We start from the raw sequence: 16,156 nt of genomic DNA, 5'->3' as shown, positions 1-16,156 counted from the left end.
GGGCCCGCGGAGATGGGCTCGCGGCCGCGGCCCTTCTTGTCCTGGCGCGCGTAGGGGTAGAACGGGGAGACGACGGTGATGCGCTTCGCCGACGCCCTCTTCAGGGAGTCGACCATGATGAGCTGCTCCATGAGCCAGTTGTTGAGGGGAGCCGGGTGCGCCTGGATGACGAAGACGTCGGTACCGCGGACGCTCTCACCCGACCGGACGTAGATCTCGCCGTTCGCGAAATCGTACGCCGACACCGGGAGGAGCTCGGTGCCGAGCCATGACGCGATCTCCTCCGCCAGCTCGGGGTGCGCACGCCCTGATGCCAGGACCAGTTTCTTCTCGCCGCGTGCCGTGATCTCGCTCATGCCTGACCGCTTTCCTGTGGTTCGTGTGCGTCTGGTGTGGGGGTCCCCGGCGTGGTGGAGCCCGCTGCCTCCGCCGCTGCCGTGCCGGGGCGCTTCGCTGCGGTCCAACCCTCGATGTTGCGCTGTGGGGCGATGCTCAGTCCGAGGGCTCCGGCCGGTATGTCCTTCCGGACGACCGCCCCGGCGCCCGTGTAGGCGCCGTCGCCCACCGTGACGGGGGCGACGAAGACGGTGTTGGAACTCGTCCGGACGTGGGATCCGATGACGGTCCGATGCTTGTCCACGCCGTCGTAGTTCGCCGTGATGTTGCCGCAGCCGATATTCGTGTACTCGCCGATCTCGGCATCACCGGCGTAGCCGAGATGGGACAGCTTGGAGCCCCGGCCCACCGTGACGTTCTTGGTCTCGTAGAACGCGCCGATCTTGCCGTCCTCGCCGAGGACGGTCCCGGGCCGCAGGTAGGTGAAGGGGCCGACGCTCGCTCCCGCTCCGATCCGCGAGCCGCTGCCGTGGGTCCGGACGACGTGGGCACCCTCCCCCACGACCACATCCGTCAGCGTGGTGTCGGGCCCGATGACGGCGTCGCGTGCGATGACGGTGGCGCCGTGCAGTTGGGTCCCGGGGAGCACGGTGACGTCCTCGTCGAGTTCGACCGCCGTGTCGATCCAGGTGGTGGCCGGGTCGAGGATGCTGACGCCGGCACGCATCCACCGCTCGAGCGTCCTTCGGTTGAGCTCGGCCCCGAGGTGGGCGAGCTGCACGCGGTCGTTGGCGCCCTCGACCTGCCAGCGGTCCTGCACGAGGAGGCCGGCGACGCGTCCGCCGTCGGCGCGGGCGACGCCGAGGACGTCCGTCAGGTAGAGCTCGCCCTGGGCGTTGCTCGCATCGATCCGACCCAGCGCGGTCCTCAGCACGGCGGCATCGAAGGCATAGATGCCGGAGTTGACCTCGCGGATCGACCGCTGGGCGTCGTCGGCGTCCTTGTGCTCCACGATCCCGAGCACGGAGCCGTCCTCGGCACGGACGATGCGTCCGTACCCCGTGGCGTCGTCGAGCTCGGCGGTGAGGACCGTGACGGCGTTCCCCCCCTGCGTGTGGGCGCCGATCAGATCCCGCAGGGTGGACGCCTCCAGCAGCGGCACGTCCCCGTAGGTGACGACGACGGTGCCCTCGATGGTCCCCCTGCTCGCGTCGAGCGCCTCGAGCGCCACCTGTACCGCGCGTCCGGTACCGGGGACCTCGTCCTGGTCGACGAGCAGGGCTGCGGGATCGATGGCGGCGACGTGACCTGCGACGAGGTCGCGTTCGTGGCGTACCACGACGGCCAGTTCGCGTGGAGCGAGGCCCCTGACCGCGGCGAGGGCGTGACCCACCATCGAGCGCCCGCCGAGGGTGTGGAGGATCTTCGGCGTGCGCGATCTCATGCGCGTTCCCGCCCCGGCCGCCAGGACGATGACCGCCGCCGGTTGGTTCAGGATGTCCTGGGACGTCACGGGGGTTCCTTCGTTCTGGTGGCTCACGAAGCGGGCACTCCTACCTGTGGTCTCGTGGCCGGCGCCGCGTCCCCTCGGGGAACGCCGTGCCGGGGCTTGCGCCGTTCCGCCCATAGGATTCGAACCTATACTCCACAGCTCCAAAGGCTGGGGTGCTGCCGTTACACCAGGGCGGACCGTGCGGAGGTGACACCTCCGGGGAGGGGCACCTGCGCACGGTTATCTAGTTTGCCATGCTCCCGGGACGTGGGCGACTCCCCTCGGCACGCACCGGGGCCGACACGGAGGCCGGATCGACCGCTTCTCGAAGACCTCCGCCCTCGGGTCACAAGGGATTGCAAGCTTTTGCGAAGGATGCGGAATTTCTTGCAAGGACCGGCGCCGAACGGTAGGGGCTGCGGTCCGCGGGTTGTAGCCTCGCTGCACTGGCCCGCGGAGTGCGGGTAGGTCTCACCAGAAAGAACCGCATGAACTCCTCCTCCATGCTGCGCGCCGTCGCCGCGCGCACCGCGGCCGGCGCAGCCATCGCCGCTATCGCCGCATCCGTCCTCGCTCTTCCCGCGCACGCCGCCCCGGCGACGGTCCTCGCCGACGGTGCCGCCCTGGTCGGCACCGTCCAGCCGGACGGGAGCTTCACGACGACCGTCGACGCCCCGGCCGGCTCCACCGTCAAGTTCAAGCTCGACGGGACCTACCTCGGCCAGGACAGGACCGCGCCCTACTCCTGGCCCGTGACCACGGGAGCCGGAAAGCATAAGCTCAATGCCCGGTGGGAGACGCCCGCCGGACGACAGGAGGCCACCGTGTCCTTCTCCGTCGCGGCCGCAGCTCAGCCCGTGAAGCCCGCGAAGCCCGTCGTGTCGACGCCCGCCCCGAAGCCCGCGAAGCCCGTCGTGTCGACGCCCGCCCCGAAGCCCGCGAAGCCCGTCGTGTCGACGCCCGCCCCGAAGCCCGCGACGCCCGCCCCGAAGCCGGCGCCTGCCGCTCCGGCCGGCGTCGTGCAGGTCTCGACCGCAGCCGCCCTCAAGTCCGCCCTCGCGTCCGCGCGACCCGGCCAGGTCATCGAACTGCGCGACGGACGCTACATCGGCGCCTTCACGGCGTCGGCCTCGGGTACGGCGGCGGCCCCGATCACGCTGCGCGGATCGCGCAACGCGGTCCTCTCCACGGGTTCGACGGCGTCCGGCTACGGCCTGCACGTCACCGGCTCGAACTGGCGCATCACCGGCATCTCGGTCGCGTCCTCGGCGAAAGGCATCGTCCTCGACGGCTCGAAGCACACGGTCATCAGTGGGGTCGACGTCGGCACCATCGGCGCCGAAGCAGTGCACTTCCGGTCCGGCAGCGCCGACGGCGCGATCGTCGACTCCTCCATCCACGACACGGGCCTGAAGCAGCCCGAGTACGGCGAGGGCGTCTACCTGGGCAGCGCCAAGAGCAACTGGACCGCCGGCGCTCCCGACCGGTCGGACCGCATCACGGTGCGCGGCAACCGCATCACCAACACCTCCGCCGAGGGCGTCGACATCAAGGAGGGGACCACGGGTGGCGTGATCGCCGGCAACGTGTTCACCAACTCCGGCATGTCCGGCGCGAACTACGCGGACTCCTGGATCGACGTGAAGGGCAACGGATACCGCATCGAGGGCAACTCCGGCCTCGGTACCAGGCTCGACGCGTTCCAGGTGCACTCGGTCCTCGCGGGCTGGGGCACCGGCAACGTCTTCAGGGGCAACACCGTGCAGGGTGGCGTGCCGGGCTACGAGGTCTGGGTCCAGTCGGCGTCACTGAACACCACGATCGCGTGCGCGTCGAGCGGTGCGGCCCGCGGGCTGAGCAACATCGCCTGCCGCTAGCAGCGCGGCGGAACGACCGGGGCCGGGTGGGATCTCCCCACCCGGCCCCGGTCGTTCCGTCGCTCGCGCCTACCCGGCCAGCGTCGGCGTCTCGTCGCGCACGTCGCTCGCGAGTTCCACCGTCGCGGCCTGCGCCGGCCGTCCGAGGGCCCGGTACTGCCAGCCCTTCGACGTGTAGTCGTTGGCGTTCAGCGCATGCCGCCCGTCGAGGATCCGGCGGTGGCTGACGAGGGCGCCGAGGGTGTCGGGATCCGCATTGCGGAATTCCGACCACTCGGTGAGCAGGGCGACGACGTCGGCCTTGTCCACCGCTTCGGCCATGGAGCCGACGTAGTTGAGGTCGGGGTAGGCACGGTGGGCGTTCGCGTTCGCCTCGGGGTCGTAGACGGAGACGATCGCGCCCTCCAGGTACAGCAGGCGGGCGACGTCCAGGGCGGGGGCGTCACGGACGTCGTCGGAGTTGGGCTTGAACGCCGCACCGAGGGCCGCGACGCGGACGCCGGCCAGGGATCCGCCGGCCAGTTCGCGGATCAGGTCCACCGTGCGCACGCGGCGACGGTTGTTGATCGAATCGACCTCCCCCAGGAAGCTGACGGCCTGTCCGACGCCCAGCTCTTCGGCGCGGTGCTTGAAGGCCCGGATGTCCTTGGGCAGGCAGCCTCCGCCGAATCCTAGTCCCGGCTTGAGGAAGCGGCCGCCAATGCGGTCGTCCAGGCTGAGGGCCTTGGCGAGGTGGTTGACGTCGGCGCCGGTGGCCTCGCAGATCTCCGCCATCGCGTTGATGAAGGAGATCTTCGTGGCGAGGAAGGAGTTGGCCGCGACCTTGACCAGCTCGGAGGTCGCCAGGTCCGCGACGATCAGCGGCGTGTCGAGGTCGAGGATGGGCTCGAAGACCCGGCGGAGCTGCTGCTCGGCCCAGTCGGAGCTGACGCCGAAGACGAGGCGGTCAGGGAAGAGCGTGTCCTGGACGGCGAAGCCCTCGCGCAGGAACTCGGGGTTCCAGGCGAGTTCGAGTTCGGCGCCGAGCGGTGAGATGGACTGCACCATCGTCGTGATGCGCGCGGCCGTACCGATCGGCACCGTCGACTTGCCCACGAGCAGGGCCTTCCGGTCGATGCGCGTGGCCAGCGCCGTGAACGCGGCATCGACGTAGCGGAGGTCCGCTGCGGAGGAGTCGGGCGCCTGCGGCGTTCCGACGCAGACGAAGTGCACGTCGCCGAAGGACGCCGCCTCGTCGAAATCGGTGCTGAAGCGCAGGCGGCCGGACGCGAGCGCCTCCTCGAGCTTCTCGGGCAGCCCCGGCTCGAAGAACGGCACCTTGCCGGCGGACAGCATGTCGATCTTGCGCTGGTCCACGTCGACGCCCAGGACGTCGAAGCCCATGATGGCCATGCAGACGGCGTGGGTCGCCCCGAGGTAGCCGGTGCCGATCACGGTCACGCGGGGTGCGGGCTGGTCGTTCTCATGGGAACTGTTCATCGTTGGTCCTCTTTCCGGTAGGAATAGCGCGGATTGTCGGTGGATACGGGAGGGAAGCGGTGCGGGACGGAAGCCGGGTCAGCCGGATGTGCAGGGTTCGTTGGACAGCCCTTCTCCTGCACCGGCGGCGGTGTTGCTGCACTCGACCACGTTGTCGCGCACGGGCTTCAGCGAGTAGCCCAGGCCGGGCCCGTTGACCTGGGCCACGTTGTCGCGGAAGACGTTCTCGGTGCCCCAGCCGTCCACGATCTCGTGGGTCTGGAACCCGTCCTGGGGCGAGTCGGCGCCGGTGTTCTCGGCGATGATCCAGCCCCGGCCCTTGACGTCCACCCAGGAGTCGGCCTCGACGATCCCGGAGCCGTCGAAGCTGTTGGCCCGCAGGATCCCGTCCGACGTGCCTTCCTTGATGTCCACGTTCTCCGAGGTCGTGCCGGAGATCGTGTTCCCGGAGATCTCGTTGCGGTCGCTCCGGTCCGGTTCGCAGTTGCTGATGTCGCACCAGTTGCTCTCGGCGGTGCCGACATAGACGCCCTCGCCGAACTTGGGCTTCCGCAGACCGGTGTCGCTGATCGTGTTGCCGATCACGCGGTTGTCGGTACTGAACTTCCGCAGGTGGATCGCCTCGTCCCCGGTCGTGGTGACCGTGAGACCGGTGATCAGGGTGTTGGTGCTCTGGTCCACCATGACCCCCTTCTGGCCGTTGCGCACCGTGAACCCCTGCAGCACCCAGTAGGCGGAGTCCTCGAGGTGGAACACGTAGCCGTCATCGGTGGTGCCGCCGTCGAGGATGCTCTCGGTGTCACCGCACAGGGTGATGGGCTCCTCGGCGGTCCCGGTGGCGGTCGCCGTGAAATTGCCGGTGTAGACGCCCGCCGCGAGGCCGATGACGTCGCCCGGCCGCGCGGCGTCGAGCGCGTTCCCGAGATCCGTCGAGTTGGCCACCCGCACCGTCGGCTCCGGGCATTCCGCCGGTGTCTCGATCGGCGCGGGCGCCGGAGGAGCATCCACCGTCGGCCGGGGCCGCGGGTCCTGGTCGCGGCCGACCCCCTTGCCACCGGACCCGTTCAGTCCCACGACCACGACGACGGCGGCCACGACGAGCGCCAGGGCGGCGAGGACCAGCGCTGTGATCCTTCCCCGGCGGTTCACCGGGTGCGCCGGACGTCGTCGATGCGCACGATCCCGCGGCTGAGGGCCGTGAGCGGGACCCGCTCCTCGTAGGGATTGCGGATGGTGCGGACCCGCAGGTGCCTCTTGCGGGTGAAGGCCGTCGCGACGAGCAGCGCGCCGAGCAGCAGCCAGACGAAGGTGAGCGGCTGGAAGACGGAGTTCACCACGCTGTGGACGGTGGGCGCCGGGTGCCAGTTCAGCAGCTCGTTCTCCTCCACGACGGCGCCCGTGGAGGTCTCGTCCCAGATCGCCACCGTGCCGTAGCCGCCGACGTCGTTCCCTGCGACCTTGGTGTCCGGCACGCTGCCGACCAGGGAGACGCCGTGCCCGGACAGCGAGGACATGGTGTTGCCGCTGACCGCGGCCGACGCGTCCCGGATGTACACGCCGGTGTCGCCGCCCGAGATGGTGTTCCGGCGGATGTCGGCGGTCGCACCCGTGTCGCGGACGGCGACGCCCTGCAGCTCCTGGTCCCGGATCTCGTTGTCGATGATGCTCACGCCCGTGGCTCCGTAGTTCACCACCACGCCGACCTCGTTGCCGCGGATGGCATTGCCCGTCACGCGCAGGTTGTTGCCGCCGCTGACCTCGATGCCGTAGCGGCCGTTGTCGACGACGGTGCTCTTGACCACACGGTTCCCGCCGTAGGTGACCACGGCGGTCCCGACGGCGTTCGGGCCGTCCGCGAGCGGCTGTCCGTCGAGGGAGACCCCGTTCCGGCCGTTGCCGCTCGCCGTCACGTCCTGCAGCTGGACGCGCGTGCTGGAGCGTCCCACGCTGATGCCGTCGACCGCGTTGTCCGAGGACGTCGTGCCGGTGATGGTCGCATCGGTCACGGACCGGTGGAGCACCAGGCCGTCGACGAGGCTCCCGCTGATGGTGGTGTCGCGGATGGCGACGTCGCGGGCGTTGGTGACGAAGAGGCCGAAGGCGTTGTCCCGGACGGTCAGGTTGTCGATGCCCGCCGTCACCACGCTGTAGTCGAGGTCCGTCTGGTCGGCGAGGGACTTGAGGTCCTCCTCCGGCAGCAGGCGGGCACCCGCGGGCGCGGCGGGTTCGGCCGTCGCCGGCGAGTCCTGGAAGGTGCCGGCCGTGTCCGTCCCGGTCAGGGCGAGACCGCCCGTGTTGCCGCTCCAGAATCCGAGCGAGGACACGGTGGCGTGCGAGAACGAGGCGTGGCCACCGATGACGCGGACGTAGGCACGCCCGTCGGCCGTGTCGGTGTCCGCTCCGGCGCCGTTCCAGCTGGTGATCTCGACGTCCGACTCCTCGGTGCCCGCGACGGCGAGCGACCCGCCGAGCGCGACGATCGACACGAACGCGTCCTTGTTGCTCTCCAGGCGGACGGTGATTCCCTCTCCCCCGCTGAACGAGAGCGTCGCGCCGGGTAGCACCACGATGTTCTCGGTGAGCATGTACGTGGACGATGCCAGTTGCTTGAAGGTGTCGGGTGCGAGCTGCAGGAGGTCCGCCGCGGTGTACGGGATGGTGCGGGCCGGCAGGACGAGGGTATTGGTGGCTCCCGTGTGGAGGCGGTACGGCCCTTCGAGGCCGTCGACGCGCCACCGCGCCGCGGAGGCGATGGTCCGGACGTAGACGAGGCGCTCCTCCTCGCTCTGGACGATCCTCGCCTCGCTGCGGGGGTCGCCCGTATACAGTTCGCCCTGGATGTTGCCGTTGGCGGCGATCTCGTTCCGCCCGACGGCGTCGGCCTCGGACTTCTTCCACAGGTTGCCCGCCGCGATGAAGCCGGCGCCGACGAGCGCGATGAAGACGAGGGCGAGGAGGCTGAGGAGGACGGGTTTCCTGCTGCTCATGCCACGATCTCCTGTCCGCTCTTGGCGGCGGTCCCGGTCTCGAGGCTGACGGCGTCCTGGCCGTCGCCGCCGATCTGGTTCGCGTGCCGCGTCAGCCAGCCCTGCTTGTTCATGGTGGCGAAGGCGTAGAGCTTGATGGGCAGGGCCACGAGGATGACCGCGAAGGCGAGCACCGGCAGGATGAGGATGTCGCGGGGGTGGCGGCGGAGGTGGGAGATGCCGCGGATCCCACGGCCGAGCAGCAGCCAGCACACCGCGGCCGAGACGCCGAGCACGGTGAAGTCCAGGCGGTTGAAGATCAGGTAGAACATGGTCAGGCCCATGGTCACCGGCGTCAGCAGGATCTGCAGGACCGTCACCTTCGTGATGAAGGGGACCCGCCAGAGCCAGCCCGTACCGATGGCGGTCAGGTAGCAGCGGTAGGAGTTGCGGCTCCACCGCACGCGCTGCTTCACGAAGGCCCGGAAGCTGGCGGGGAACATGGACAGCGCGCGTGCCGTCGACTGGTGCACGGTCTTGTAGCCGGAGGCGAGGACGAGCCAGGTGAGCCGTCCGTCGTCGCCCGAGATGCAGCGCTTCCCGAGGAAGTACTCGTTCTCGAGGTGCTCGAGGACGGGCAGGACGGCGGATCGACGGTAGACGGCCGTCCTGCCGGAGATGCACGGGACGGCGCCGGCCGCACCCATGGCGGGGACGTAGTCGAGGTACCTGAGGTTCACGAGCCAGTCGGCGATGCGCCTCCAGACGCTCGTCTCCCGCATGTAGACCGTCTGGTGGGTGCCCACCGCACCGACGAGCGGATCGATGAAGGGCATCTGGACGTTCCGCAGGAGATCCGGCTGCCACCAGGTGTCCGAGTCGGTGAGCACCAGGATGTCGTGCTTCGCGAGGCGGATCCCTGCGCCGAGGGCGGACCGCTTGCCCACGTGGTGGAAGAGGATCGGCGTGATCGTGGGGTCCTGCAGGGCTTCGATGCGGGCGTAGGCATCGAGGTCCTCGACGTCGAGGACGATGATGATCTCGTCGGGGTGCTGTGCTCGCCACGACTCGAGGGCGCTCATGAGGATGTCGGGGTCCTCGTGGAAGGACGGCACCACCACGGACGTCGTCGCCCGGTGGTCGGTGACGATGGGCTTGGCCCGATGGGACAGGATGAACCGGTAGAGCCAGAGGCCCCAGACGATGGCCCCGGCGACGGCGACGGGGAAGTAGGGGGAGACCTCGGCCCAGAAGGCGCTGACATCCGTCCAGTCGAGGCTGGCGGTCCAGGCGGACCAGGAGGTGCGGAGGGCATCGAGACCCACCTCGGGGGCGGAGGCGGTGCTGACGGCATACGGAAGGTGCATGGGTGTCCTTGGGCAGGATCGGACGGCTGGCGGAGTGCACGTCATCGGGCGAGGGGCGTCCTCCGTCCTGCAGCAGCTGGACCGCGTGCAGACGGGGCGCCTGGTCCCGGCGAATCATCAGGACCCTTCTCTTTCGAGGGTAGGGCGATCTGACAGCCCCTGTGCTACCCGGGTGCTACCCGAAAAAATGCCGCTCCTACTTGGTCCTACCTGCGTTTTCCTGCGAGTCCGTCCGCCTGTCGGGACTCGTGCGCCACCGCCGGCGACGACGCCCGGTAGGGCCGGGCAGGATCCCCCGGCGTCGAGGGACACCCCGCCCCCGGCAGTCATCCGCGGCCTGACCTGCGCGTTTGCTGCAGGGAGCCGCCGGGACGGGTTGCGCGGCAGCGCCGGACGGAGGTGGTGTCCGGTTGCCGGGGACGAAGCCGGCACGCGAAGCGTGACCGCTACTTGGGGGCAACGCTCCGTGGCACGGATGTGACCAGAATTAACTCGACGTTCATGGGGCGCGTGTGCCGACGGCGGGGGACGGCAGGGCGATCGCCACCAGCGGCATCACCGCGAGGCGAGAGCAGCGCGAAGAGCCTCGCGTGACGCGTCGCTGCTGGCGAAGCGCCAGTCGGACTCCTTGTCGTGGTCGAACCAGACGAAGGCCTGCACATCGGGCTGGGCGGCGAGGTACTCCACCAGTTCCTCCGTCCAGGCCGGCTTCGAACCGCCCTCGTCGGTCGAGGCCGTCTCGCCGATCAGAACGGGGCTGCCGGGCGCCAGCCGGCGCAGTTGGTGCAGCCCTTCGGCGAAGATCTCCTCGGGGGTCCGCCACGTCTCGTTCTCGCGGGAGGTGCCCCAGTTGTACCCGTCCAGGCCGACGACATCGACATAGTCGTGCCCCGGGTAGAAGGCCGCCAGGGGCCGCGAGTCGCAGTCCGGGGCCTCGGGGTTCCAGACCCACGAGACGTTGTCCACGCCGGCGGCGTCGAACAGGCCGTGCACGTGGCGCCACGCGGCGACGTAGTCGGCGGGCGTGTTGCCGTTGGTACCCGCCCCCCACGGATACCAGGGGGAGTTCATCTCGTGCGCGAAGCGGAGCAGGACGGGTCTCCCGTAGGAACGCATGCTCGCGGCCCACTGCTGCAGGTAGGCGTCGTGGTGGCCGGCCGCGATGCCGGCCAGCGCGAAGCGCGTCTGGCCTGGACCGGCTGCGGGCTCCCACGGTTCCCACGTCAGCACCGGCGTGGCCCCTCGCGCGGCGACGGCCTCCAGGCCCGCGACCGGTAGGGGCGCCGTGAAATCGGAGTAGGCCATGATCAGGGACGGGCTCTCACCCAGGGCCCGGGCGGCCTCGTCCCACTGCGCGGGCGAGCCGAATCCGCCCTCCGTCGCGATGCCGAGGGCGGGACGCTCGCCACTGATGGGCGGAAGACCGGCGGGGGCCGGGCCGCCGGAGGCCGGCAGGGACCGGGCGGCCGGTGCGATCTCTCCCGACCGCACGTTCCCGCACGCATCCGCCTGGACGTCGTCCTGCTCGTGTCCGGCCTGCGTGCCTGCCGGACGAGGCAGGAACAGCACGACGCCGAGGCAGACGGTGAGCACCGCCACCAGGGCGAGGACGGCCTTCCGACCCATCGTGGTTCCTCCCGTCGTCCGCACCGCGGAGCCCTACTCCCCCAGGACCTCGGCGGCTTCCATCCACTGGCCCTCGAGGTCCTCGATCTCCGACTGCAGCTCCTGCAGGCGCGCGTTGAGTCCCGCGATGTGCTCGAAGTCGGCGTCGGGCTTCGCCCCGGCGGCGTTCATCTGCTCCTGCAGCCTGCCCTTCTGAGCGTCCACCTTGGTGATCTGCCGTTCGATGCGGGCGAGGTCCTTGCGGGCCTGCCGCAGCTCCGCCTCCGAGGATTCCGAGGAGGAACCACCGCTCACGGCGGGGGACGCGGCGCTTCCCGTCGCGGTCATCGGGCCGGCGGCGTTGCGCAGGTCGAGGTACTGGTCCACGCCGCCGGGCAGGTCGCGCAGGCGTCCGTCGCCGAGCAGCGCCATCTGGCTGTCGGTCACGCGTTCGAGCAGATAGCGGTCGTGCGAGACCACCACGAGTGTTCCGGGCCAGCCGTCCAGCACGTCCTCGATCGCCGAGAGCGTGTCGGTGTCGAGGTCGTTGGTCGGCTCGTCGAGCATCAGGACGTTCGGTTCCCCCACGAGCAGCCGGAGCAGCTGCAGGCGGCGGCGCTCGCCGCCGGAGAGTTCGCTGACGCGCGTCCACTGCTTCTCGTTGGTGAACCCGAGCTGCTCCACGAGCTGGCTCGCCGAGACCTCCTTGCCGCCGACGGCGAAGACGCGCTTCTCGGACTCGATCACCTCGATGACCCGGCTGTTGCTGACGTCGTCGAGCTCGCGCACCTCCTGCGACAGCACGGCGGTCTGGACGGTCTTGCCCTTCTTCACTTTGCCGGCCGAGGGCTTCACCTCGCCGTTGAGGAGCCGCAGCAGGGTCGTCTTCCCGGATCCGTTGACCCCGACGAGCCCGAGGCGCTGGCCCGGCGCCAGCCTCAGCGTGATCTTGTCGAACAGCTGCCGGTCCTCGCCGTCGTCGAGGGTCAGGCTCACGTCCTCGAGGTCCAGGACGTCCTTGCCGAGCCGGGACATGGCCATCTTGCTGAGGGCGAGGGAGTCCCGCGGCTCGGGGACGTCCGCGATGAGCTCGTTGGCCGCTTCGATGCGGAACTTCGGCTTGGCGGTCCGGGCCGGAGCACCACGGCGCAGCCACGCGAGCTCCTTCTTGACGAGCTGCACGCGCTTGGACTCGACGACGGAGGCCATCCGGTCCCGCTCGGCGCGCGCGAGGACGTAGGCGGCATAGCCGCCGTCGAAGTCGTCGACCATGGCGTCGTGGACTTCCCACGTGTGGTTGCAGATCTCGTCGAGGAACCAGCGGTCGTGGGTGACGACGAGCAGGCCGCCCTCGGTGGCACGCCAGCGCTGCTTGAGGTGGGTGGCCAGCCAGGCGACGCCTTCGACGTCGAGGTGGTTGGTGGGCTCGTCGAGCATGATGACGTCGTCGTCGCCGATGAGCAGCTTGGCGAGGGCCACGCGCCGCTTCTGCCCGCCGGAGAGGGAGGACACCCGGGCGTGCCAGTCCACCTCGGACACGAGCCCGCCCATGACGTCGCGGATCTTCGGGTTCGAGGCCCATTCGTGGTCCGCCTGGTCGCCCACGATCGCGCGGCCCACCTCGAGGTCGCCGTCGAGCACGTCCGACTGGTCCAGATAGCCCACGGAGACGTCGCGGCGCTTGGTCACGCGGCCGGAATCGGGGGTGCCGCGCTGCGCGAGCAGGCGCATGAGGGTGGACTTGCCGTCGCCGTTGCGGCCCACCATGCCGATGCGGTCGCCGTCCTCGAGACCGAGGGACACGTTGTCGAGGATGGTGCGGGTGACGAAGGCGACGCTGAGGTTTTCCGCGCCGAGGAGGTGTGCCAAGGAGATGCTGCTTTCGGTTGGAACGGGAGAGCGCGGTCAGGCCGCGAAATCTGTGGCGATGCGCGCCCCGTGTGCCGGGCCGTGCACGGACGACGCCTGCAGTCCCTCGGTGCTGAGGAGGGACTCGAGTTCGGCCGCGTGGCCGGAACTCTGCGTCAGGAAGGCGATCGTCGGTCCGGAGCCGGAGACGATCCCGGCCAGCGCGCCCGCGGCCTTGCCCCTCTCAAGGATATCGCCCAGCCCGGGTGCGAGTTCGAGGGAGGCCTGCTGGAGGTCGTTGTGGAGCAGCGGGGCCAGTCCGAGGGCGTCCCCCGCGCGCATGGCCCCGAGGATCGCGGCATCGATGGACGGCTGGGGATCGGGCTCCACACCGTTCCGGAGCCGGATGTGGTCGAGCCGCCGGTAGACCTCGGGTGTGGACAGCCCGTAGTCCGAGGTCACCAGTACCCAGTGCAGGGGCGTCTTCGAGATGGCGGGAGTGAGCTGGTCGCCCACGCCGAGTCCGACGGCGGTGCCGCCGACGAGCGCGAACGGCACGTCGGCGCCGAGGTCGACGGCGATCTTGGCCAGCTCGTCGCGCGAGAAGCCGCTCCCCCACAGGGCATCACAGGCCAGGAGGGCAGCAGCGGCATCGGCGGAGCCGCCGCCCATCCCGCCGGAGATGGGGACACGCTTGGTGATGTCGAGGTGGACCCCCGACCAGCCCGGACTGACCTCGGCCAGGAGCTCCGCGGCGCGCACCGCGAGATTGGTCCGGTCGAGCGGGATCGAGTCGGCGGGGAGGTTGAGGGTGCCCGCGGCGTTCACCGTGACGCTGATGCCGTCCCCGGGGACCTCCGTGGCGGTGACCTCCTCGTACAGGGAGACCGCGAGGAAGACGCTGGCGATCCCGTGGTACCCGTCCTCGCGCGGAGGGCCGACCCGGAGGGCGACGTTGATCTTCCCGGGGGCCTTCACGCGGACGGAGCGGGCGCCGGGGCGCTTGTCGACTGTTCTGCCCGGGACCATACCCACCAACCTAACCCACCCGCTCAGTTCATGCCGGGGAGTCCGCGGCCATCGCGCGGGCTTCCGCGATGCGCGCGAACGCCATGATGTCGAGGACCTCGCCGCGGACGGTCGGGTCCACGCCGGCGGCGCGCAGCGCCTCCTCCGCGAGGACGGGGCTGCCCGCCCAGCCCGCGAGCGCCGCCCGCAGGGTCTTCCGGCGCTGGGCGAACGCGGCGTCGATGACGGCGAACACCTGCTTCCGGGTGGCGCTTGTCGCGGGCGGCTCCCTGCGCGTGAAGCGGACGAGGCCCGAGGCGATCTTCGGTGCCGGCCAGAACACGTTCATGCCCACGACCCCCGCCTTCGCCATGCTCGAGTACCAGGCTGCCTTGACGGACGGTACGCCGTAGGTCTTCGAGCCGGGAGGAGCAGCGAGCCGGTCGGCCACCTCGTCCTGCACCATCACGAGCCCGTGCCGGAGGGACGGGAAGCGCTCGAGGAGGTTGAGGACCACGGGGACGGCGACGTTGTACGGCAGATTGGCGACGAGCGCCGTGGGCGGGTGCGGCAGTTCCGTCACGCGCAGGGCGTCCTGGAGGACGACGTCGAAGGCATCCGCGCGGTCGGGCCGCCAGCGCGCGACCGTGTCGGGCAGTTTCCCGGCCAGGACCGGGTCAATCTCGACGGCGACGACGCGTTCGGCGGCGTCGAGCAGGCCGAGCGTCAGGGACCCGAGTCCCGGCCCCACCTCGAGGACGGTCTCGCCCGCATCGAGGTTCGCGGCCGCGACGATACGGCGGATGGTGTTGCCGTCGATGACGAAGTTCTGCCCCAGGGTCTTCGTGGGTCGGATGTCCACCTCGGCCGCCAGGCGCCGGATGTCTGCGGCTCCGAAGAGGGGCGCGGGCTGGTGTGCGGCGGGGGGCGTTGTCACCCTGCAATCGTATCGGTCCGGGAGCCCGGTCCCCGCTGCGCGGCTCCCGGCCGGCGTCGTCCGCCCCGCGGGCCGGCGACGCCTCGTGCGAACCCTGATCTCAGGAGGGTTCCGGCGCCACCGACCCGCGGAGGCACGGCTTCCCGGCTGGGGAGGGAAGCCGTCGGGCACACCGCCGTCTTCCGGTCTCACGAGAAGGACGGTGCTGGAAGGGCATGCCGGCCACGGCGCGATGGCGGGCGGGCGATGCTCCCCGTCGAGAACATTACGAAGAAGGACGCCGCAGGGCACGAGTGCCCTCCACCCGACTTCGCGGAAGGGGTACTCGGAAACCGGCCCCGGTACTACCCGCTCCCGCTACCTGGCGCCGATACGGGGGCCGGTGGACCCGGCTGCCGGATCAGGTCCAGCTGCCGTAGACGGCCTCGGTGTTCGCCGTCAGCCGGGCGCAGAGGGCGTCGAGGTCGGTCCCCAGGATGCCCGCCATGGCCCTGACCGTGTAGGGCACCGCGTAGGAGGCGTTGGGCCGGCCGCGGTAGGGGTGGGGCGTCAGGAACGGCGCATCGGTCTCGGTCAGGACGAGCGCCGGGTCGGCGGCGAGCAGGGCGTCCCGCAGGGTGTCGGCGTTCTTGAAGGTCACCGTCCCGGCGAAGGACATGTACCAGCCGTGCTCGTTGCAGGTCCGCGCGAGGTCCGCGTCCCCCGAGAAGCAGTGCAGGACGACCCGCTCGGGGGCTCCGTCGGCGAGCAGCGTCCGGACGACGTCGTCGTGTGCGTCGCGGTCGTGGATCTGGAGTGCCTTGCCGAGCCGCTTGGCGATGTCGATGTGGCTGCGGAAGGACACGAGCTGGCTGCCGCGCCCGTCCTCGCCGGTCCGGAAGTAGTCCAGGCCGGTCTCCCCCAGGGCGCGGATGCGCGGGCCGGCGGCGAGGTGCTCGATCTCCTCGAGCGCGGCATCGAGTGCCCCCTCCGCGGCGAGCAGCGGAGCATCGTTGGGGTGCAGGGCCACGGCGCCGAGGAGCCGCCGGTCCTGCTCGACGACGGCGGCGGTGAAGCGGGAGGACGCGAGGTCGGTGCCGACCTGCACCGCGCCCCTGACCCCGGCGGCCTCGGCCGCGTCTAGGGCTTCGGCGATCGTCACCTGCACGGGCCCCTCGCGGAAGTCGAAATGCGTGTGGTTGTCGAGGACGGGGACGGGCAACGGTTCCGGCAGCGGCGGGTAGCCGCCCTTGCGCCGCCGC

General features: G+C 70.5%; 12 protein-coding genes and 1 tRNA gene. 1 reads left to right on the top strand and 12 read right to left on the bottom strand.

Features of this window, described 5'->3' with window-relative positions; genetic code table 11:
* The 3 genes from prs to CVO76_RS03520 all read right to left on the bottom strand — a co-directional run.
* The coding region (prs, locus tag CVO76_RS03530; protein ID WP_208740688.1) for a ribose-phosphate diphosphokinase at positions 1-356 on the bottom strand (356 nt) is incomplete at its 3' end.
* Positions 353-1,780, bottom strand: coding sequence for a bifunctional UDP-N-acetylglucosamine diphosphorylase/glucosamine-1-phosphate N-acetyltransferase GlmU (gene glmU, locus CVO76_RS03525; protein ID WP_244186293.1), 1,428 nt, complete (start codon positions 1,778-1,780; stop codon positions 353-355). The genes glmU and prs, both read right to left, overlap by 4 nt.
* A 173-nt stretch (positions 1,781-1,953) precedes the next feature.
* Positions 1,954-2,025 (bottom strand) — tRNA-Gln (locus CVO76_RS03520).
* Between the two features lie 291 nt (positions 2,026-2,316).
* Between CVO76_RS03520 and CVO76_RS17495 the strand changes: the two genes are divergently transcribed.
* Positions 2,317-3,705: a right-handed parallel beta-helix repeat-containing protein gene (locus CVO76_RS17495; RefSeq protein WP_208740687.1), complete on the top strand. Its 1,389-nt coding sequence runs from the start codon at positions 2,317-2,319 to the stop codon at positions 3,703-3,705.
* Positions 3,706-3,774: 69 nt separating this feature from the next.
* Here CVO76_RS17495 and CVO76_RS03510 read toward each other — a convergent pair whose 3' ends face one another.
* The 9 genes from CVO76_RS03510 to CVO76_RS03470 form a co-directional block, all read right to left on the bottom strand.
* Positions 3,775-5,184, bottom strand: a complete 1,410-nt coding sequence (locus CVO76_RS03510; RefSeq protein ID WP_208740686.1) for a UDP-glucose dehydrogenase family protein — start codon at positions 5,182-5,184, stop codon at positions 3,775-3,777.
* A 78-nt stretch (positions 5,185-5,262) separates the two neighbouring features.
* The gene (locus CVO76_RS03505) at positions 5,263-6,333 is read right to left on the bottom strand and encodes a right-handed parallel beta-helix repeat-containing protein (protein WP_208740685.1); all 1,071 of its coding nucleotides are present in this window, start codon (positions 6,331-6,333) and stop codon (positions 5,263-5,265) included.
* Positions 6,330-8,171 (bottom strand): right-handed parallel beta-helix repeat-containing protein, encoded by a 1,842-nt coding sequence (locus CVO76_RS03500; protein ID WP_133082034.1) that lies wholly within the window; start codon positions 8,169-8,171, stop codon positions 6,330-6,332. The genes CVO76_RS03505 and CVO76_RS03500 overlap by 4 nt, the downstream gene beginning before the upstream one ends.
* Positions 8,168-9,517 (bottom strand): glycosyltransferase, encoded by a 1,350-nt coding sequence (locus CVO76_RS03495; RefSeq protein WP_208740684.1) that lies wholly within the window; start codon positions 9,515-9,517, stop codon positions 8,168-8,170. The genes CVO76_RS03500 and CVO76_RS03495 overlap by 4 nt, the downstream gene beginning before the upstream one ends.
* Before the next feature lie 555 nt (positions 9,518-10,072).
* On the bottom strand, positions 10,073-11,143 hold the full coding sequence (locus CVO76_RS03490; RefSeq protein WP_208740683.1) for a glycoside hydrolase family 26 protein: 1,071 nt from the start codon (positions 11,141-11,143) through the stop codon (positions 10,073-10,075).
* A gap of 33 nt (positions 11,144-11,176) precedes the next feature.
* Positions 11,177-12,991 (bottom strand): ABC-F family ATP-binding cassette domain-containing protein, encoded by a 1,815-nt coding sequence (locus tag CVO76_RS03485; protein ID WP_208740682.1) that lies wholly within the window; start codon positions 12,989-12,991, stop codon positions 11,177-11,179.
* 36 nt (positions 12,992-13,027) lie between these two features.
* Positions 13,028-13,999 carry a 4-(cytidine 5'-diphospho)-2-C-methyl-D-erythritol kinase gene (locus CVO76_RS03480; RefSeq protein ID WP_208740681.1) on the bottom strand — a complete coding sequence of 324 codons (972 nt, stop codon included), beginning with the start codon at positions 13,997-13,999 and terminating at the stop codon, positions 13,028-13,030.
* Between the two features lie 28 nt (positions 14,000-14,027).
* On the bottom strand, positions 14,028-14,915 hold the full coding sequence (gene rsmA, locus CVO76_RS03475) for a 16S rRNA (adenine(1518)-N(6)/adenine(1519)-N(6))-dimethyltransferase RsmA (protein ID WP_208740680.1): 888 nt from the start codon (positions 14,913-14,915) through the stop codon (positions 14,028-14,030).
* A 400-nt stretch (positions 14,916-15,315) separates the two neighbouring features.
* The coding region (locus CVO76_RS03470) for a TatD family hydrolase (protein ID WP_208740679.1) at positions 15,316-16,156 on the bottom strand (841 nt) is incomplete at its 5' end.

It is taken from the genome of Arthrobacter agilis, assembly GCF_002953615.1.
Lineage (GTDB): Bacteria > Actinomycetota > Actinomycetes > Actinomycetales > Micrococcaceae > Arthrobacter_D > Arthrobacter_D agilis_B.
Note: the sequence above shows the minus strand (reverse complement) of the source record. Positions and strands in the feature narration are given on the sequence as shown.